This window comes from uncultured Enterovirga sp. (assembly GCF_964242715.1).
GTDB lineage: Bacteria > Pseudomonadota > Alphaproteobacteria > Rhizobiales > Beijerinckiaceae > Enterovirga.
In genome coordinates, this window is record NZ_CAXTAZ010000003.1 from 128,758 (window position 1) to 145,251 (window position 16,494).

Annotated in this window: 20 protein-coding genes; 8 read left to right on the forward strand and 12 right to left on the reverse strand. The window is 70.2% G+C overall.

Going from position 1 to position 16,494, the window contains the following annotated elements; genetic code table 11:
* Positions 1 to 122: 122 nt before the first annotated feature.
* On the forward strand, positions 123 to 1,130 hold the full coding sequence (locus tag ACFE87_RS02920; protein ID WP_375458109.1) for an STELLO glycosyltransferase family protein: 1,008 nt from the start codon (positions 123 to 125) through the stop codon (positions 1,128 to 1,130).
* Positions 1,131 to 1,175: 45 nt separating this feature from the next.
* Here ACFE87_RS02920 and ACFE87_RS02925 read toward each other — a convergent pair whose 3' ends face one another.
* The 5 genes from ACFE87_RS02925 to ACFE87_RS02945 all read right to left on the reverse strand — a co-directional run bounded on the left by ACFE87_RS02925 (position 1,176) and on the right by ACFE87_RS02945 (position 6,947).
* On the reverse strand, positions 1,176 to 1,967 hold the full coding sequence (locus tag ACFE87_RS02925) for an SDR family NAD(P)-dependent oxidoreductase (RefSeq protein WP_375458110.1): 792 nt from the start codon (positions 1,965 to 1,967) through the stop codon (positions 1,176 to 1,178).
* 99 nt (positions 1,968 to 2,066) lie between these two features.
* Positions 2,067 to 3,320 (reverse strand): gephyrin-like molybdotransferase Glp, encoded by a 1,254-nt coding sequence (gene glp / locus ACFE87_RS02930; protein WP_375458111.1) that lies wholly within the window; start codon positions 3,318 to 3,320, stop codon positions 2,067 to 2,069.
* Positions 3,304 to 3,840 carry a molybdopterin-guanine dinucleotide biosynthesis protein B gene (gene mobB, locus ACFE87_RS02935; RefSeq protein WP_375458179.1) on the reverse strand — a complete coding sequence of 179 codons (537 nt, stop codon included), beginning with the start codon at positions 3,838 to 3,840 and terminating at the stop codon, positions 3,304 to 3,306. The genes glp and mobB overlap by 17 nt, the downstream gene beginning before the upstream one ends.
* A 15-nt stretch (positions 3,841 to 3,855) precedes the next feature.
* The gene (locus tag ACFE87_RS02940; RefSeq protein ID WP_375458112.1) at positions 3,856 to 5,844 is read right to left on the reverse strand and encodes a molybdopterin biosynthesis protein; all 1,989 of its coding nucleotides are present in this window, start codon (positions 5,842 to 5,844) and stop codon (positions 3,856 to 3,858) included.
* Entirely contained in the window at positions 5,841 to 6,947 is a 1,107-nt protein-coding gene (locus ACFE87_RS02945; RefSeq protein WP_375458113.1) for a molybdopterin-binding protein, read from the reverse strand. The genes ACFE87_RS02940 and ACFE87_RS02945 overlap by 4 nt, the downstream gene beginning before the upstream one ends.
* A 66-nt stretch (positions 6,948 to 7,013) precedes the next feature.
* Here ACFE87_RS02945 and ACFE87_RS02950 point away from each other — a divergent pair, with 66 nt between their 5' ends.
* The gene (locus ACFE87_RS02950) at positions 7,014 to 7,250 is read left to right on the forward strand and encodes a sulfurtransferase TusA family protein (protein ID WP_375458114.1); all 237 of its coding nucleotides are present in this window, start codon (positions 7,014 to 7,016) and stop codon (positions 7,248 to 7,250) included.
* Between the two features lie 8 nt (positions 7,251 to 7,258).
* Here the strand turns inward: ACFE87_RS02950 and mobA are convergent, their stop codons facing one another.
* From mobA to ACFE87_RS02965, 3 genes are read right to left on the reverse strand one after another with little or no spacing between them, the layout of a single operon-like run.
* A complete protein-coding gene (gene mobA / locus ACFE87_RS02955) occupies positions 7,259 to 7,876 on the reverse strand; it encodes a molybdenum cofactor guanylyltransferase MobA (protein ID WP_375458115.1) in 618 nt (205 codons plus the stop codon).
* Positions 7,869 to 8,753, reverse strand: coding sequence for a formate dehydrogenase accessory sulfurtransferase FdhD (locus ACFE87_RS02960; protein ID WP_375458116.1), 885 nt, complete (start codon positions 8,751 to 8,753; stop codon positions 7,869 to 7,871). Before ACFE87_RS02960 ends, mobA begins: the two co-directional genes overlap by 8 nt.
* On the reverse strand, positions 8,750 to 9,556 hold the full coding sequence (locus ACFE87_RS02965) for an ion transporter (protein ID WP_375458117.1): 807 nt from the start codon (positions 9,554 to 9,556) through the stop codon (positions 8,750 to 8,752). The genes ACFE87_RS02960 and ACFE87_RS02965 overlap by 4 nt, the downstream gene beginning before the upstream one ends.
* Before the next feature lie 249 nt (positions 9,557 to 9,805).
* On the opposite strand from ACFE87_RS02965, the gene ACFE87_RS02970 reads away from it, so the two are divergent.
* Positions 9,806 to 10,303 carry an RNA pyrophosphohydrolase gene (locus ACFE87_RS02970; protein ID WP_375458118.1) on the forward strand — a complete coding sequence of 166 codons (498 nt, stop codon included), beginning with the start codon at positions 9,806 to 9,808 and terminating at the stop codon, positions 10,301 to 10,303.
* A gap of 97 nt (positions 10,304 to 10,400) precedes the next feature.
* Complete coding sequence (locus ACFE87_RS02975) at positions 10,401 to 10,649, forward strand: hypothetical protein (RefSeq protein WP_375458119.1); 249 nt, start codon at positions 10,401 to 10,403, stop codon at positions 10,647 to 10,649.
* 10 nt (positions 10,650 to 10,659) lie between these two features.
* Here the strand turns inward: ACFE87_RS02975 and ACFE87_RS02980 are convergent, their stop codons facing one another.
* Positions 10,660 to 11,067: a hypothetical protein gene (locus ACFE87_RS02980; protein WP_375458120.1), complete on the reverse strand. Its 408-nt coding sequence runs from the start codon at positions 11,065 to 11,067 to the stop codon at positions 10,660 to 10,662.
* Between the two features lie 134 nt (positions 11,068 to 11,201).
* On the opposite strand from ACFE87_RS02980, the gene ACFE87_RS02985 reads away from it, so the two are divergent.
* The 4 genes from ACFE87_RS02985 to ACFE87_RS03000 are packed head-to-tail and all read left to right on the forward strand — an operon-like array spanning position 11,202 to position 13,613.
* Positions 11,202 to 11,744 carry a prolyl-tRNA synthetase associated domain-containing protein gene (locus ACFE87_RS02985; protein ID WP_375458121.1) on the forward strand — a complete coding sequence of 181 codons (543 nt, stop codon included), beginning with the start codon at positions 11,202 to 11,204 and terminating at the stop codon, positions 11,742 to 11,744.
* A 36-nt stretch (positions 11,745 to 11,780) separates the two neighbouring features.
* Entirely contained in the window at positions 11,781 to 12,680 is a 900-nt protein-coding gene (gene trxA, locus ACFE87_RS02990) for a thioredoxin (RefSeq protein ID WP_375458122.1), read from the forward strand.
* A 34-nt stretch (positions 12,681 to 12,714) separates the two neighbouring features.
* A complete protein-coding gene (locus tag ACFE87_RS02995; protein WP_375458123.1) occupies positions 12,715 to 13,377 on the forward strand; it encodes an LON peptidase substrate-binding domain-containing protein in 663 nt (220 codons plus the stop codon).
* An 11-nt stretch (positions 13,378 to 13,388) separates the two neighbouring features.
* A complete protein-coding gene (locus ACFE87_RS03000) occupies positions 13,389 to 13,613 on the forward strand; it encodes a Trm112 family protein (RefSeq protein ID WP_375458124.1) in 225 nt (74 codons plus the stop codon).
* A gap of 66 nt (positions 13,614 to 13,679) precedes the next feature.
* On the opposite strand, the gene ACFE87_RS03005 is transcribed toward ACFE87_RS03000, so the two are convergent.
* The 3 genes from ACFE87_RS03005 to ACFE87_RS03015 form a co-directional block, all read right to left on the reverse strand.
* Entirely contained in the window at positions 13,680 to 14,273 is a 594-nt protein-coding gene (locus ACFE87_RS03005; protein ID WP_375458125.1) for a hypothetical protein, read from the reverse strand.
* A 113-nt stretch (positions 14,274 to 14,386) separates the two neighbouring features.
* Entirely contained in the window at positions 14,387 to 14,791 is a 405-nt protein-coding gene (locus ACFE87_RS03010) for a DUF1236 domain-containing protein (protein ID WP_375458126.1), read from the reverse strand.
* Between the two features lie 341 nt (positions 14,792 to 15,132).
* On the reverse strand, positions 15,133 to 16,347 hold the full coding sequence (locus tag ACFE87_RS03015) for a CaiB/BaiF CoA transferase family protein (RefSeq protein WP_375458127.1): 1,215 nt from the start codon (positions 16,345 to 16,347) through the stop codon (positions 15,133 to 15,135).
* Positions 16,348 to 16,494: the final 147 nt, after the last annotated feature.

A 16,494-nucleotide genomic window follows, 5' to 3' on the forward strand; every position in this document is an offset into this window, starting at 1 on the left:
CCACTTGGCGCCGGCGGCGAGAGGCGGCCCGACACGAGCGCCGAGGCGATAAGCGCGGACGTTGCCAATTCCGCCGGGCATCCTGTAGCTACCGCTTCCCCGACCTCCCGGCAGAGAAGACGATGCCCGAACGCTACGCCGTCGTCATCACGACGATCAATCCGCCGACCCGGGCCGTCCAGGAGATCGCCCGCGACGCGGGGCGGCTCGGCGCGGAATTCGTGCTGATCGGGGATTCCAAGAGCCCGGCGGATTTCGACCAGCCCGGCGCGACCTATCTCGATCTCGCCGCCCAGCGGGCGATCGGCTTCCGCTTCGCCGAGCTCGTGCCGGAGCGCCATTACGCCCGCAAGAATATCGGCTACCTGGTCGCGATCCGGAACGGCGCCACGATCATCGTCGAGACCGACGACGACAACATTCCGCGAGACAGCTTCTGGGAGGAGCGCCGGCCGAGTGTCCCGGCCCGCGTCGTCGACACCCGCGACTGGGTCAATGTCTACGGCTATTTCGCCGACGCCCAGATCTGGCCGCGCGGCCTGCCGCTCGACCGGATCCTGCAGAAGCCCCCGGCCCTGTCCGGCTTCCCCGTCGAGAATATCTACTGCCCGATCCAGCAGGGGCTCGCGGACGAGAACCCGGATGTGGACGCGATCTACCGCCTCGTCCTGCCGCTCCCCTTCGACTTCAAACAGGCCGAGCCGGTCGCCCTGAAAGGCGCCTGGTGCCCCTTCAACAGCCAGAACACGACCTGGTGGCCGGAGGCCTTCCCGCTCCTCTACCTGCCCTTCCACTGCTCCTTCCGGATGACCGACATCTGGCGCAGCTTCGTCGCGCAGCGGATCGCCTACCTGAACGGCTGGGGCCTGCTTTTCCATTCATCGACGGTGTTCCAGGAGCGGAACGAGCATAATCTGCTGCGCGACTTCGAGGAGGAGGTCCCGGGCTACCTCAACAACGAGCGGATCCGGGTCGCGCTCGACGCGCTGGACCTGCCGACGGGCGTCTCCACCATCCCGGAGGCGATGCGGCTCTGCTACGGCGAACTCGTCCGGATGGACCTCGTCGGGGCGGAGGAGCTGCCTTTGCTCGAGGCCTGGCTCGACGATCTGGGGCGTATGCAGCCGTAGCCGAACCGCTCCCCACAAGCGGAGGGCAACCCGCGCTGCCGCCGCTCAGCTCTTCGCGGTGCCGGGTTCGGCCATGCCGCGATGGGCCTTGGCCAGGAGTTCGTCCGGGATGACGTTCGCGACGGCGGCCTGGATCCTGTTCTTCCAGCCGGCGGTCACGTCGGACTGACCCTTCATCATGGCCTCGAAGCCCTGTTCGGCGACCATCCGGGCGTCGTCCTTCTTGGCCGTGCCGACCTTCGTGTCCATCATGTCGGCGCGCTCGAAGAATTCCGTCTCGGTCGGGCCGGGCTCAAGCACCGTGACGGTGATCCCGGTGTCCTTCAGCTCCTCGCGCAGGGCGAAGGACAGGCTGTTCAGATACGCCTTCGAGCCGTTGTAGACGGCCTGGAAGCTTCCCGGCATGAAGCCCGCGATCGAGCCCGTGATCAGGATCCGGCCCTGGCCCCGGCGCTTCATGTCCCGCCCGATCGTGTGGAGGAGATAGGTCGTACCGGTGATGTTCGTGTCGATCACGGACCGGATCTCGTCCCAATCCTGATCGAGGAAGGCGCGGCCGAGGCCCCGCCCGGCATTGGCGAGGAGCGCATCCACCGGGCGTCCCGCCGCCTGGACAGCCCGGTAGAGGGCGTCGTTGCCGTCGGTGGTAGAGAGGTCGGCCTGCACGGCGTCGACCCTCTGCGCGCCCGCCGCGCGGAATTCCGCCGCGACGGCCTGGATCTTGGCCTGGTCCGCCGCGACGACGAGGTCGAAGCCGTTCTGGGCACAGAGGAGAGCGAGTTCGTAGCCGATGCCGGCCGAGGCTCCGGTCACGACGGCGAGGGGGCGATCAGTCATGGTCGGCTCCGGTTGGAAGTGAGCGAAACCGGGCAGCAAGCCGGCCGTTCCCGGCCCGGCCTTCGGGTCCGAACTGGCACGGTGCCGGCTCTGCCCCGCCTACCAGAGCAAGCTGTGCGGGTGGAACGTGACCTCGTCGCCCTCCTCCACCCGGGTCGTCTCGTCGGCGAGTTCGGCGAGCCCGTCGCTCCCGGTCAGCGAGGAGAGGAGCCCGGCACCCTCGCGCGGGAATTTCACGGCCACGACCGACCCGTCCGGCTCGCGCCGCAAGGTCACGCGGACGAATTCCCGCCGTCCGGCCTTCTTGCCGTAGCGGAAGGCCGCCCGGACCGGCAGGCCGAGCGGGGGCGCGTAGCTTTCGCCCGCGAGCCGGGCGAGGAGCGGGCGCACGACGAAGAGCAACGTCACGTAGGCCGCAACCGGGTTGCCGGGCAGACCGACCAGCGGCACACCCCCGACGAGGCCCATCGCGACCGGGCGGCCGGGCTTGATCGCGAGCCGCCAGAAGACGGTGCGGCCGATGCTGTCGAGCGCGGCCCCGACATGGTCCTCCTCGCCGGTCGAGACGCCGCCCGAGGTGACGACGAGGTCGTGTTCGCCCGCGACCGCCGCGATGCGGCCAGCGAGCAAAGCCCGGTCGTCACGCAGGATGCCGAGGTCGCGCACCTCCGCCCCGAGCCGGCGCAGCAGGGCGGCCAGCATGACGCGGTTGGAATCGTGGATCGCGCCCGGCGCGAGCGGCATCTCGGGCTCGGTCAGTTCGTCGCCGGTCGAGAAGACCGCGACCCGCAGCCGGCGGCGAACGGCGAGGCTCCCCCGGCCGATCGCGGCCGCGACCCCGAGATCGGCCGGGCCGAGACGGCGGCCGGCCGCGATCGCGATCTCGCCGCGCGCGACGTCCTCGCCGGCGAAACGCCGGTTCGCGCCCGGCTTCAGGCCCGGCGGGAGCCCGACGCCGTCGCCGTCGGGGCGCACGTCCTCCTGCATGAAGACGGTGTCGAAGCCGGGCGGCATCGGCGCGCCGGTGAAGATGCGGATTGCCGCCGCCCGGGCCGGGACGCGGTCGGCCGCATGGCCGGCGGCGACGCGGCCGCCAACGGGCAAGATCGTCTCGGCCCCGGCCGCGAGGTCGGCGTGGCGCACGGCGTAACCGTCGACGGCGGAGTTGTCGAAGGGCGGCAGGTCGATCCCGGCCCGGACATCCTCGGCCGCGATCCGGCCGTCGGCGTCGCGGAGCGGCACCGTCTCGATCCCGGCGACCACCGGCACGCGCTCGGCGATGAGCGCGACGGCGGCCTCGATCGGCATGAGCGCGCCGCCGAAGGCGAAGCAATCGTCAGTGAGCTGGGCCATGCCTGAGCCTCTCCAGCACCTCCGCAAGCGGGGCCGCGCCGGCCAGCACCACCTGCGTGACGGCCGCGACGTCGTCGAGCGGCACCACGGGAATCCGCGCCTGTGGGAAGGGCGTGTCGCTCGCAATCGCGACGATTTCGGGATCGTCCGGATGCAGCGGCGCCCGCCCGTTCGCGGCCCGAAAGACCTCGAGCTTCGGATGGCGCTCGCGCTTGTATCCCTCGACGAGGACGAGGTCGCAGGGCGAGAGCCGGCCGAGAAGTGCGGCGAGGCTCGCCTCCGCCTCGCCCCGGTTCTCGTGGATCTGCGCCCAGCGGGTCTCGGAGGAGACGATCACCTCGGACGCACCCGCCACCCGGTGGAGATGCGAATCCTTGCCGGGCTGGTCGAGGTCGAAGGCATGGTGGGCGTGTTTCACGGTCGCGACCCGGAGGCCGCGCGCGACGAGGGCCGGGATCAGCCGCGCGAGCAAGGTCGTCTTGCCGGCGCCGCTCCAGCCGGCGAGCCCGATGACGCGCATGTCGCCGGCCATCGCTCAGCCGCTCCCGGGCCGGCCGAAGCCGAGTTCCGCGAGGTCGGACGCCATGCCGCGATCTGCCAGCACGTCGAGGAAGGCGGCCAACGCCGGTTCGGCGCGGCGGTCCGCCCACAGCGCGAAGTCGTAATGCTCCTCGGTCAGCGGCAGGAAGCCGAGGCCGTAGATCCGCGCGATAGTCTCGATCGCGACGCCCCAATCGGCGCGGCCCTGCGCGATCGCGGCCGCGACGGCGTTGTGCGAGCGGGGCTGGTTCCAGAAGCCGGCCGGCCGCGCGCCGGCGAGCAGGCCGTCGACGAGCTGGCGGGTGCCGGAACCGGCATTCCGGTTCACCATCACGAGATCCGGGGCGCGGGCGGCGGCCGCGACCGCCTCGGCCGGGCTCCGGCCGGCGAAGAGGGCCGAATCCTCCGGGCGATAGACGATGCCCTGGAGGCGCCGCCAACCCGGGACTAGGTCCATGCCGGGGGCCAGAAAGGGCGTGTTGTAGAGGCCGCTCGCGGGATCGAAGAGATGGGTCGCGGCGAGTTCGCATTCGCGGCGCTTCAGGGCCGCGACCCCGCCGGCCGAGCCGATCGCGACCGTGCGGGCCCGGATCCCGCGCTCGGCGAGCCGGCCGACGAGCCGGTCGAGGCCGAGGCAATGGCTGCCGACGATCGTGAGGTCGGGCGGCCGTGTGCCGGCGCCGAGCCGGGTCACGGTGACATGCTCGCCCGCTTCGAGGCCGGACCGGGCGGCCGGGACGGCGAAGAAGCCGTCGGCCTGGGAGAAGGCCGTGACCGAACCCGAGCCCTTGGCGAGCGGCAAGGCCACGAGCCCGTCCGGGGAGCGGGAGAGCGAGGCCATCACGAATTCGGTCCGGCCGAGTTCCGAGGCGAGCCGCGACGGCAGGATCGCGTCGAGGCTCTCCTCCTCGCGCGGCGGAAGGCCGGCCAGCGCCCGGATCAGCGGTACGACCATGTCGTGGAAGGTGAACATGGCCGAGGTCGGGAAGCCCGGCAGGATCACGACGGCCTTGCCGCCGACGGCTGCGAGGCAGAGCGGCTTGCCGGGCTTCAGGGCGACGCCATGGATCAGGATGGTGGCACCCGGCAGGTTCGTGAGGATCCGGTGCGAGACGTCGCCCGTCCCCTTCGAGGTGCCGCCGGACAGGACCACGAGATCGGCCGAGGCGAGCGCGGTTTGCAGCGCGGCCGCGAGCTTCGTCTCGTCGTCCGGTACGATGCCGAGCCGGACCGGCTCGCCGCCATTCTCCCGCGTGGAGGCGGCCACGATCGCGGCGTTGGAATCGTAGAGCGCGGCCGGCCGCAGCGCCTCGCCCGGCGCCACGAGTTCGTCGCCGGTCGACAGGATCGCGACCCGGGGCCGGCGCACGGCGTCGAGCGAGGCGATCCCGCAGGCGGCCAGGATGCCGATCTCGCGCGCGGTCACGAACGTCCAGCGCCGCAGCACCGTCTCGCCCCGGGCCATGTCGGACCCGGCATAGCCGACGAACTGGCCGGGCGCGGCCGGCTTGCGGAGGTCGATCGCGGGCGCGCCCTCGGCTCCGACGAGTTCGGTTGCCTCGACCATGCAGACGGCATCGGCGCCGCGCGGGATCATGCCGCCGGTCGCGACCGTCGTCGCCGTGCCGGGCCGGACGAGGAGGCCGGGCGCGACCCCGCAGGCCAGGATTTCCCGGTTCAGCACCAGCCGGACCGGCTGGTCTTCGCCTGCTCCGACTGTATCGGCGGCCCGGAGCGCGAAACCGTCGACGAGGGAGCGGTCGAAGGGCGGCACGTCGATCGGCGAGGCGATGTCGGCGGCCAGCACGCGGCCGAGCGCATCGTCCAGCCTGACCCGCTCGGCCTGAAGCGGGGCATGCGGCACCGCCTCCCGGAAGCGGGCATGCGCCTCCTCGCGGCTGACCACGGTCAGGAACTGCTCCTGCCGGGCTGCCTCGGCGATCCGCGCCAGGAGGCCGTCGCGTTCGAGGGTGGCCGCCGTCACAGCGGCACCCACGCGAGCGGGGTGCCGGCCGGGTAGCCCTCCCGCTCGGGCGGTACCAGCACCGCGCCGTCGGCCTCGATCAGGCGACGGAGCGGAAGCTCGACCCCGCCGAGCGGTTCTAGCCCGGAGGCGGTTCGCCGCACGAAGACGATCTCGGCCATGCCGATGGTGGAGACGACCTTGCGAGTGATCGGCTCGGGCTGCCGTGGCGGATGCGGCGCGCGGCCGGCGAGCGCGTCGACCAGCGGGCGGCCGAGCGTGAGGAGGGCTGCGAGCGCGGACTCCGGTCGGCCCGGCAGCAGCAAGACGGGGACGCGCGACTGGCCGAAGGCGGCGGTCTCGCCCGGCCGGAGCGCGATGCCAGCCGCCGCGACGTGGCCGGCGAGGGCGAGCGCCTCCACGGCATGGTCGGCGCGACCGAACCCGGTGCCGCCGAGGACGAAGACGGCGTCGGCCTCACCCTCTCCGAGGATGTCGGCGAGCGCCTGCGGGCCGGCATCGGCGGGCGTCGCCGGCGAGACGCGGCAGCCCCAGCCGGCCAGGACCGCGGCGAGCGCCGGTCCGAGCGCATCGCGACCGGCCGGGAGACGGCCGGCGGTGACCAGCCGAATCCGCGGCTGTCGCACCGCGATGTCGGTCACGCCGGCGGTCGCGAGGGCGAGGAGGTGGAGCGGGCGCAACAGCTCGCCGGCCCGGAGGATAACGTCGTCCGGGCCGAGATCGCCGCCCGCGACCCGGATCCCCTCCCCTTCCGGCGCGTCCGCGACGGCGCTGCCATCCTCGACGGAATCGGGCGGAAGCAGGGTGTCGAAACCGGCCGGAACGGGATCGCCCGCATCCATCCAGGCGAGGTCGGTGCCGAGCGGGACGGGGGAATGGGGACCCGCTCCGGAGACGCGGGCAAAAGAAACGGCCCATCCGTCCCGGAGTGCCGTCGCCCCGGGCGGCGGCCCCTCGCCGGCCACGACCGTCTCGGCCGCGACACAGCCGAGCGCGAGAGCCGACGCGACGCGTTGCGGCGCGACCGGCGTGACGTCGGCCGTCAGCGCGGCGACCGCCTCCACGAGCGGCATCAGGGCGGTCGAGGCTGGGCTCCGCGTCATGCCGGCGGGCATCCGTCCGACCGGGCGCGTCGACAGCGGGTCGCGACCTCGTCTAAGTCCAGCCCGATGACCGATCGCGTTCTGGATCTCCGCGGGCTGAAATGCCCGCTGCCGGCGCTCCGCACCCGCAAGGCTCTGCGGGCCGCTCTGCCTGGCGACCTGCTCGCGGTCGACTGCACCGATCCGCTCTCCCGCCTCGACATCCCGAACCTCATCCGCGAAACCGGGGACGTGCTGGAGGCGGTAGAGGATGGCGGCGACGTCGTCACGTTCCGGATAAGAAAGGCGCAGCTCGGAGGCTGAGCGCCGGGTCATGCTTCGAGCCGGGCCAGCATGGCTTCGGCTTGGTCCAGGTCGTCCGGCGCGTTGGCGTTGAAGAAGGGGTCGACCGGCTCGGTCGGCCATTCCACCGCCGCGATCGGGTAGCGGGCCGTGAAGCGGTCGATCTTGCGCTCGCCCTCGGCGAGGGCCCGGCGGAGGTCGTCCCGGATCGCGACCGGCCAGAGGCCGATCACCGGATGCGTCCAGCCGCCCGAGGCCGCGCAGGCGAGGTCCGCGCCGGCTTCCGCCCGGTCGGCCAGGAGCCGCGCGACGAGGTCGGCCGGCAGGAAGGGCGTGTCGGCCGCGACCGACACCACGTCGTGGACGCCCGGATGGTGCTCCGCCGCGTGGTCGAGCGCGGCCAGGATGCCGGCGAGCGGACCGGCGAAATCCGGCACCGTGTCGGCGACGACCGGCAGGCCCCAGGCGGCGAAACGGGACGGGTCGCCATTGGCATTGACGACGAGCGCGCCGCATTGCGGCCGGAATCGCGCGACGACGTGGTCGAGGATCGTGCGGCCGCCGACGCGCCGCAGCGTCTTGTCGCCGCCGCCCATGCGGCGCGCGAGCCCGCCGGCCAGGATCGCGCCGAGCACCGGCTCATTCATCCTCGGACCCCTTGCGGCGATGCCGGGCGGGCTCGTCGCCGGCGGAGCCGGGATCGGCGTCGAAGACGATCCGGTCCTCGCCGGCTAGAACCAGGAAACGCCGGCCGCGTGCCCGGCCGACGAGCGTCAGCCCGGCCTTGCGGGCGAGTTCGACGCCCCAGGCCGTGAAGCCCGAGCGCGAGACGAGGATCGGGATGCCCATCCGGACGGTCTTGATCACCATCTCGGAGGTCAGCCGCCCGGTCGTGTAGAAGATCTTGGTCGCCGGATCGGTCCGGTGCCGGAACATGTAGCCGGCGATCTTGTCGACCGCGTTGTGGCGGCCGACATCCTCCATGTAGACGAGCGGCTGGTCGCCCTCGCAGAGCACGCAGCCATGGATGGCGCCTGCCTCGAGATAGAGCGAGGGCGTGGTGTTGATCCGGTGCGTCAGCCCGTAGAGCCAGGACGTGCGCAGCTCGGCCGGTGGCAAAGCCGCCGTCTCGATCACGTCCATCAGGTCGCCGAAGGCCGTGCCCTGGGCGCAGCCCGAGGTCAGCGTCCGTTTGCGGAGCTTCTCCTCGAAATCGGTCGTGCGCTCGGTCCGGACCACGACGACGTCGAGTTCCTCGTCAAAATCGATCCCGGTCACGACGTCGTCCGGCCGGAGCATGGCCTGGTTCAGCAGGTAGCCGAGCGCGAGCAGGTCCGGATGGTCGCCGATCGTCATCATGGTGACGATCTCGCGGGCGTTGAGGTAGAGCGTGAGCGGCCGCTCGACAACGACCCGGGTCTCGACCGGCTGGCCCGACTGGTCGACCCCGGTCACCCGCTCGGTCAGGCGCTCGTTGCCCGGCTCGGGCCGGACCCAATAGCCGGCCGCCTCGGAGACGCTCACGACGCCCCGCTCGCCGTCAGCTGGCCGGCTGGCGGCTGTCCCCGGAGATGCGCGAGTTCCACCCGCAAAGCCGCCAATTCCTCGAGGATGCGCCGGTCGGTATCGTGGTCGCGCGTGAGTTTCGGCACGTCGTCGGCCGTCTCCTCGTCCAGCGCGCTGACCACGACGCCGATGAAAAGGTTCAGCGCCATGAAACTCGACAGCAGCATGAAGGCGACGAAGAACAGCCAGGCGAAGGGATGCGTCTCCATCAAAGGCTTCACGACGCCGCTCGACCAATCGTCGAAGGTCATGACCTGGAACAGCGTGTAGGCGGCCGTGCCGAGCGAGCCGAAGAGCTCGGGCTTCGTCGCGCCGTAGAGCTTCGCGCCCATGACGGAGAAGACGTAGAAGACGAGGAGAAGCAGGATCATGATCGACGCCATCCCGGGCAGCGCGATCATGAGCCCGTTCACCACCCGCTTCAGGGACGGGACCACGGTCACGAGCCGCAGGACCCTGAGCACCCGCAAGGCGCGCAGGACGGAGAGCGAACCGGTGGCGGGAACGAGCGCCACGCCGATGACCAGGAAGTCGAACACGTTCCAGGGATCGCGGAAGAAGGCGAGCCGCTGGACAGCGATCCGGGCTGTGAGTTCGGCGACGAAGATGCAGAGGACGACCGTGTCGATCGTGTCGAGTATCGGCCCGTATTTGGCCTCGGCCCAGGGCTCGGCCTCGAGCCCCAGCGTGATCGCGTTGAACAGGATAAGGCCGAGGATGACCCGTTCGGTGCGAGGATCCTGGAGGATACGGGCGAGCATGGCGGGGGCGCAATCGACGGACGAGGCCGGCTTGCCTCGTCCGTCCTGTACACCAGGGCCACTCCGGGCGTCGACGCCGCCAGCGCGGGGGCGACGCTGACCTCGTCGGTCCTCGGCTCAAGCGGAGCCGACAGCCGCAATGGCCGGATTCGGCCAAGGAAGACCGCTGCATTTGCGAATGCGACGTCTGCGGTTATCCACCTCCCATGCGTGGCTAGGGTCTGCCTTCTGAAACAGCGCGGGGTGTGCGTGGGGCCGTATCGAGCGAATGTCGGGATCGCGCTCTTCGACCGGAACGGCGGCGTGCTGATCGCGCGTCGGATCGCCGATGACGGGCCCGAGATCATCCTGCCCGGGCACGAGTGGCAGATGCCGCAAGGCGGGATGGATCCGGGCGAAGATCCCGAAGCAGCCGCTCGGCGGGAATTGTGGGAAGAGACGGGCGTGCGGAGCGCGGCCGTGATCGGCGCGATGCCGGACTGGCTCACCTACGATTTTCCGCCCTATCCGGGGTCGCCGCACCGGCTGACCCGCTTCCGCGGCCAGCGGCAATTGTGGTTCGCCATGCGGTTCACGGGCGAGGAGAGCGAGATCGACGTCTCCCGCAGCTTCGACGGCCAGCCGGTCGAGTTCTCAGACTGGCGCTGGGAGACGCTGGACGCCGTCGAGGCTCTGGTCGTGCCCTTCAAGCGTGCGATCTACCGTGAGGTCGCCCGGGAATTCAGCCGCTTCGCCCGACCAGGCTGATGCCAAGCGTCGCGGCAACCGCGCGTCCCCGGAACGCCTTTGGCCCGCTCTTGTTGACGTGACAGGCCCAAGGGCACCCGTCTCGAGGAGAAAAGCCATGGACGTCGTACCGCATATCAAGGCTTCGCCTGCGCCGCGCCCGTCGAACCCGGACCACGAGCCGATCCCGGGCGGCAACATCCCAACCGAAATCCCGCCCGGTCAGCCGGACGAGCTTCCGGACGTCGGTCCGACGGGCCCGCGCTCGCCGTATCCCGTGAACGATCCCGGCATCGGCGATCCGACAGGGCCCGGCTCCGAGCCGGACTACCTGCCTGGCCGGCCGACGAGCCCGATGCAGCTCTGACGCGGACGCCTTAATGATCGCCCTGCGACGACCGGATGTCGCGGGGCGAACTCAGGATATCGAGGAGGCCCTGCGCCACGTGCCGGGCCTCATCGTCGTTGAGGCGCAGCACGAAGGGCGGTAGCGGGCCGGCCTGGAGCGCGACCACGGCCTGGCCGTTCTCGTCGGTGCCGATGTCGATGCTGGGGGAGGTCACGTCCAAGAACTCGTCCTCGCCGTAGCTCTCGCCGTCGCCGTCGTCATCCTCGTCCGGCCCGCCATCCTCGTCATCCGCATCGATCTTGAGCAGCATCTGGCCAAGCGCCAGGATCAGCGATTGCGCCGTGCCTGGGTCCATGACGACAGCCGTCGTGTGATCGTTCTTCTCGAAGGCGAGCTGGATATTATTGCCCTCGAGTGTGACGGAAATACCGGCCATGTCGATCCTGCGCGTGAACCGCTCTCATTCCATATAGGGTGCCTGGAGCCTGCCCGTGAGTACATATCGTCATAGGGTTGGCAGGGTCTTCTCATGACATGGGCCTGCCCCGGAAGGCGAGGATGCCTCGACAGATGAATCCGTCCGAACTCCTCGATCACCTCGCAGGCTTGGGCCTGTCGACCGAAACCCACACGCACGAGGCCGTCTTCACGGTCGAGGAATCCGCGCCCGTCAAGGCCGCGATCGCGGGCGCGCATTCCAAGAACCTGTTCCTCAAGGATCGGCGCGGGCGGTTGTTCCTCGTCGTCGCGGAACACGACACCCGGGTCGACCTGAAGACGCTGCACGAGCGGGTCGGCGCCTCCGGCCGCCTCTCCTTCGGCTCGGCCGACCTCCTCCGCGAGGTGCTCGGCGTCGAGCCCGGCTCCGTTACCCCGTTCGCTCTCGTCCACGACAGAGACCGGCGCGTCAGCGTGGTGCTGGACGAGCTCCTGATGCGCCACCCGCTGCTGAACTTCCATCCCCTCGCGAACACGATGACGACCTCGATCGCCAATCCGGACTTTCTCGCCTTTCTCAAGGCGACCGGCTACGAGCCTGCCGTGATCCGGCTCGGGCCGCAATCCGAGCGGGCCAAGCCTGATTGCATGGCTTCGGGCGCCGCCCCATCTTAGCGCCAGGTTGGACCCGCAACCGTCCAGAGGAATTCGATGCTCGCCGCGACCGCTGCGCCGCCACCTGACGGCTTGATCAAAGACACGACCACCGCCGCTTTTCGGCAGGACGTCATCGCCGAATCGATGAAGCAGCCGGTCCTCGTGGATTTCTGGGCTCCCTGGTGCGGGCCCTGCAAGCAGCTGACCCCGGTGATCGAGAAAGCCGTGCGGGCGGCGGGCGGCAAGGTGAAGCTCGTCAAAATGAACATCGATCAGCACCCCCAGATCGCGGGCCAGCTCGGGGTTCAGTCGATCCCGGCCGTCTACGCCTTCGACCAGGGCCAACCGGTGGACGGGTTCATGGGTGCGCTCCCGGAAAGCCAGGTCCAGGCCTTCATCGACCGCGTGGCCGGTCCTGGGGTCGCGGCGAATGCCGGAGCGGAGCTCCTGGCCGAGGCTGCCGCACTGGCGGAGGCCGGCGATGCGCCCGGCGCGGCCGAACTCTACGGCGCGGTCCTTGCCGAGGAGCCTGACAACGTTGCCGCCATCGCGGCGCTCGCCAAGCTGCATCTCGACCTGGGCGACGTCGAGGGCGCGCGGCGCGTCGCCGACATGGCGCCTCCGGCGGCGAAGGATCCGGCTCTCGCCGGTATCCGGGCCGCGATCGAGCTTGCGGAACAGGCCGCCTCGCTCGGCGATCTGGGCGACCTCGAGCGGAAGGTGGCGGCCGATCCGGACGACCACCAGGCGCGATTCGATCTCGCGCTCGGATTGAACGGCCGAAACGACCGCGAGGCTGCCGCGGACCAGCTCCTCACGATCGTTCGGAAGGACCGCACCTGGCAGGAGGACGGCGCCCGCAAGCAGCTCGTCCAGTTCTTCGAGGCTTGGGGGCCGATGGATCCCGCGACCATCGCGGGTCGCAAGCGGCTGTCCTCGATCCTGTTCGCGTGACCGTCCGGGAAGCCGGAGCGACCGAGGGAGCGGCATGAACGTCGTCTATGATGGACCGCAGGACCTGCCGGAGACGATCCCGGTCTTTTCGCTCTCGGGAGCGTTGCTGCTGCCGCGAGGGCAGATGCCGCTGAACGTGTTCGAGCCCCGCTACGTGCAACTGGTGGACGCCGCCCTGCGTGGCGCCCGGCTCATCGGGATGGTGCAGCCGGTCAGCGAGGTCGAGGGCAACGCGCCGCCGCGCCTGCAGCGGGTCGGCTGCGTCGGACGCCTGGTCCAGTTCGCCGAGACCGGAGACGGCCGGTATGTCATCTCGCTCGCCGGGGTGTCCCGGTTCGCGATCGAGTCCGAGGTGCCGGTCACGACGCCCTTCCGGCAATGCCGGGTGTCGTTCGCCGCCTATGCGTCCGACTTCAAGCCGCGTCTCGGCGAGAACGAGGTCGACCGCGCCGCGGTGCTCTCGGTCTTGCTCAAGTTCACCGAGGCCACGAACCTGAAGATCGACTGGGCCGGGATCGAGAAGGCGCCCAATGAGGCGCTCGTGAACGCGCTCTCGATGATGGCGCCGTTCGGGGCTCGCGAGAAACAGGCGCTGCTCGAGGCGCCCGACCTCCGGACTCGCGCCCAGACGTTGATCGCGATCACCGAGATGGAGCTGGCCAAGACGGATGCCGGCTCCCAGACCACCCTGCAATAAGGCGGGCTCCCATGACCGACACATCCCCCATGGAGCCGCTCGCGTCCGAGAGCGCCGGCGCGCCCCGGATCGATCCTAAACTGCTCGAAATCCTGGTCTGCCCGCTGACCAAGGGCCGGCTCGATTACGACGCGGCGGCCCAGGAACTCGTCAGCCGCAGCGCCCGGCTCGCCTATCCCATCCGGGACGGCATCCCGATCATGCTGCCGGAAGAGGCGCGCCCGCTCACCGACTAGCATCCCCCCCAGGACGAGACGCGCTTTCGGCGCGCCTCGCGTCTTGCTGTCCGGCCGTTCGCTCCTTCAGCGACGGCAGACCCGGATCTTGCGGACCCGGACACCGAAGGCCGTCCGCGTCCTCACGATGCGCACGGTGCAGGCGGGGCCCCGCATCACGATGCGGCGCCCGAAACGCGGCCGGTCCCGAACCACGACCCGCGTCACCGAGCGGCGCGGCCCGGCATAGGCCCCGCTCCGGACGTCGACGCGTGTCCGGACGGCACTGGGCCGGTCCATCGATCCGCGCCGATCCATGCGGGCGCCCCCACGGTCGGACTCGGCGCGAACCGTCGGCTCGCTCCCGCCGCCGCCACCGCGCCTCATGCCGGCATCACCGGTCGGTGAAGTGGCGGCACCCGCTCCACCCGCGGCCCCGCGACGTTCGCCGGACATCGCGCCCGCGCCGGATTTATCGCCGCCGCCGGCGCGTGTGGCACCGCCGCCGCCGCCGGCGCCTTCAGCCCCGACCTTGCCGGTGGCGACGCCCGGGGACGCCGCGGCGGGAGCTGCGCCCGACTTGGTGTCGGCCCCGGCCGGGGCCTGCGCGTGCAGCAGCGCCGTGCTGCCGAGCAGCAGGGCCAGCGCGGCCGCCGGCATCTTCATCCATGGCTTGTTCATGACATCATCTCCTTGGGTTGTTCGTGTTGTTTGTCCTGCTCTTCGACGAGGGCAGGATCGGCCGATGACGGCAGGAGGTCAGCCGTGCCGAGGCACGGCTGACCGGTCGCCTGTTACTCGACGATCTGGACGATGCGGCGGGTGGTCGGATCGACCAGCACGACGCGGTCGTTGACCACGGTGTAGCGGTAGGTCTTCACACCGTATTCGGAGGGAACCTCATAATAGGTCACGCCCGACGCAGGCAGCTCGCCGCCGACCCGCACGGTCTCCCGATAGGTGTAGGACGGCCGCTTCTCACGGGTGACGTATTCCCGAAAGCGAGGGCGTTCGGCATCCGAGAAGCCGCCGACGACGGCGCCCACGCCGGCACCGACCACGGCGCCGACAGGTCCGCCGACCACGGCACCACCAACGGCGCCCGTCGCAGCACCGGTCGCTGCGCCGCTCTGGGCCTGCGAGATGGCCGGAGCCAACGTCAGTGCCGATGCGATCAAGACAAATTTGAGTCGTGTCATCGTCTTACTCCCGTAGAGACTCCCAAGCTGGCGATTCAGCAACGGTGAGATCTCTCATGAACGAGCCTGATTCTAAAAATGTATTTCTCAGGCAACGCGGGATGCTAATTGGAATTACCAGGTTGAACGCAATCTGAACGCCTCTCATTACAATTCCGTAATGAATCTAGTCTTGTTTTCCGCTGTCTAAGCTTGGCCATTGCGCAGTACACAAGCAAAGATTCGAGCAGCCGCGAGCGGGTTCGCGTCTCTGCATGGAGGCGATCGCACTAGGCAGGCCACCTCAGCGCGGCCTCGGCGATCAGGCAACGCTGCAAGGGTTGTTCGGCCGCGGTTGGCGGCTAAGGCACGGCGCCCGAATCCCGACCGCCCCAATCCGGGTCGTCCAGAACCTCTGTCGTGTGCTGGCCGAGGCGGGGCGCGGCGGTCGTGGCGACCACCGGTTCCCCGTCGATCACGATCGGGCCGCGAAGGGTCGGCACCGCGCCCCCCTCCGCATTCGGTTCGGGCAGGTCCGAGACCATGCGGCGGTGGAGCACCTGCGGGTCGTCGAACACTTCGTCCAGCGTGTTGATCGGGCCGGCCGGCATCGTCTCGCGCTCGAAAGCGGCCAGGATGTCCTCCTTGGCCCATTTCGCGGTCTCGGCCGCGATCAGCGGGACCAGCGTCTCGCGGGCCGCGACGCGGGCCGGGTTGGTGGCGTAGCGCGGATCCTCCGCCCAGCCCGTGCCCAGCACGAAGCACAGGCGCCGGAACTGTCCGTCATTGCCGCATGCGACGATGATGTGGCCGTCGGCGACCGGAAAGACCTGGTAGGGCACGATCGAGGTATGGGCGTTGCCGGTCCGGGGCGGCGGCCGGCCGGTCAGGAGATGCACCATCGCCTGGTTGCCCATCACGGCGATCTGCGTGTCGAGCAGCGCCATGTCGATGTGGCAGCCCCGGCCGGTCCGCTCGCGCCCCTGGAGCGCGGCCAGGACGGCGCTCGTCGCATACATGCCGGTGAAGACGTCGGCGAAGGCGACCGCCGTCTTCAGCGGCTCGCCCTCGGGTTCGCCGGTGAGGGACATGATCCCGGACATGCCCTGGATCATGAAATCGTAGCCGCCCCGATGGGCGTAGGGCCCGGTCTGGCCGAACCCGGTCACCGAGCAATAGATCAGGCGCGGGTTTTCGGCGGAGAGACTCGCATAGTCGAGCCCGTATTTCCGCAGGCCACCGACCTTGAAATTCTCGATCAGAATGTCGGCCCGGGAAGCGAGCCGGCGTAGAATCGTCTGCCCGTCCGGCGTGTCGAGCTCGACCTCGACCGAGCGCTTGCCCCGGTTCGCGGCATGGTAATAGCCGGCCGACAATTCGCCGCCGTCCGCGGCCTCAACAAAGGGCGGTCCCCAGCTGCGGGTATCGTCACCCGCCCCGGGCCGCTCGACCTTGACGACGTCAGCGCCGAGATCGGCGAGGCATTGTCCGCACCAGGGCCCGGCCAGGATGCGGGCGAGTTCGAGCACCCGGATTCCGGCTAGAGGTTTCGCGGAGCTGGCGGACGCCTCCGTCACGATGGAACTCCCGGCATCTCGCCTCGTGCGGGCGCTGTCACCATGGCGCCGAGACCTGCATTGCGCGACCGCATCGATCCGTCCGTCCTGTCCGCCGAGCGATCACCGGACGCCCTGCCCGGCTCTGCCATGTCCGCCGACCTGGTG

What these genes read in the sequence shown, in the direction of transcription:
- ACFE87_RS02965 (WP_375458117.1), bottom strand. Translation starts at nt 9,556, where the DNA reads ATGCTCGCCCGTATCCTCCAGGATCCTCGCACCGAACGGGTCATCCTC.
- trxA (WP_375458122.1), top strand. Translation starts at nt 11,781, where the DNA reads ATGCTCGCCGCGACCGCTGCGCCGCCACCTGACGGCTTGATCAAAGAC.
- ACFE87_RS03000 (WP_375458124.1), top strand. Translation starts at nt 13,389, where the DNA reads ATGACCGACACATCCCCCATGGAGCCGCTCGCGTCCGAGAGCGCCGGC.
- ACFE87_RS02995 (WP_375458123.1), top strand. Translation starts at nt 12,715, where the DNA reads ATGAACGTCGTCTATGATGGACCGCAGGACCTGCCGGAGACGATCCCG.
- mobB (WP_375458179.1), bottom strand. Translation starts at nt 3,840, where the DNA reads ATGCGCGTCATCGGGCTCGCCGGCTGGAGCGGCGCCGGCAAGACGACC.
- ACFE87_RS02945 (WP_375458113.1), bottom strand. Translation starts at nt 6,947, where the DNA reads ATGACGCGGAGCCCAGCCTCGACCGCCCTGATGCCGCTCGTGGAGGCG.
- ACFE87_RS03010 (WP_375458126.1), bottom strand. Translation starts at nt 14,791, where the DNA reads ATGACACGACTCAAATTTGTCTTGATCGCATCGGCACTGACGTTGGCT.
- ACFE87_RS02980 (WP_375458120.1), bottom strand. Translation starts at nt 11,067, where the DNA reads ATGGCCGGTATTTCCGTCACACTCGAGGGCAATAATATCCAGCTCGCC.
- ACFE87_RS02925 (WP_375458110.1), bottom strand. Translation starts at nt 1,967, where the DNA reads ATGACTGATCGCCCCCTCGCCGTCGTGACCGGAGCCTCGGCCGGCATC.
- ACFE87_RS02985 (WP_375458121.1), top strand. Translation starts at nt 11,202, where the DNA reads ATGAATCCGTCCGAACTCCTCGATCACCTCGCAGGCTTGGGCCTGTCG.
- ACFE87_RS02975 (WP_375458119.1), top strand. Translation starts at nt 10,401, where the DNA reads ATGGACGTCGTACCGCATATCAAGGCTTCGCCTGCGCCGCGCCCGTCG.
- glp (WP_375458111.1), bottom strand. Translation starts at nt 3,320, where the DNA reads ATGGCCCAGCTCACTGACGATTGCTTCGCCTTCGGCGGCGCGCTCATG.
- ACFE87_RS02920 (WP_375458109.1), top strand. Translation starts at nt 123, where the DNA reads ATGCCCGAACGCTACGCCGTCGTCATCACGACGATCAATCCGCCGACC.
- ACFE87_RS02950 (WP_375458114.1), top strand. Translation starts at nt 7,014, where the DNA reads ATGACCGATCGCGTTCTGGATCTCCGCGGGCTGAAATGCCCGCTGCCG.
- mobA (WP_375458115.1), bottom strand. Translation starts at nt 7,876, where the DNA reads ATGAATGAGCCGGTGCTCGGCGCGATCCTGGCCGGCGGGCTCGCGCGC.
- ACFE87_RS03005 (WP_375458125.1), bottom strand. Translation starts at nt 14,273, where the DNA reads ATGAACAAGCCATGGATGAAGATGCCGGCGGCCGCGCTGGCCCTGCTG.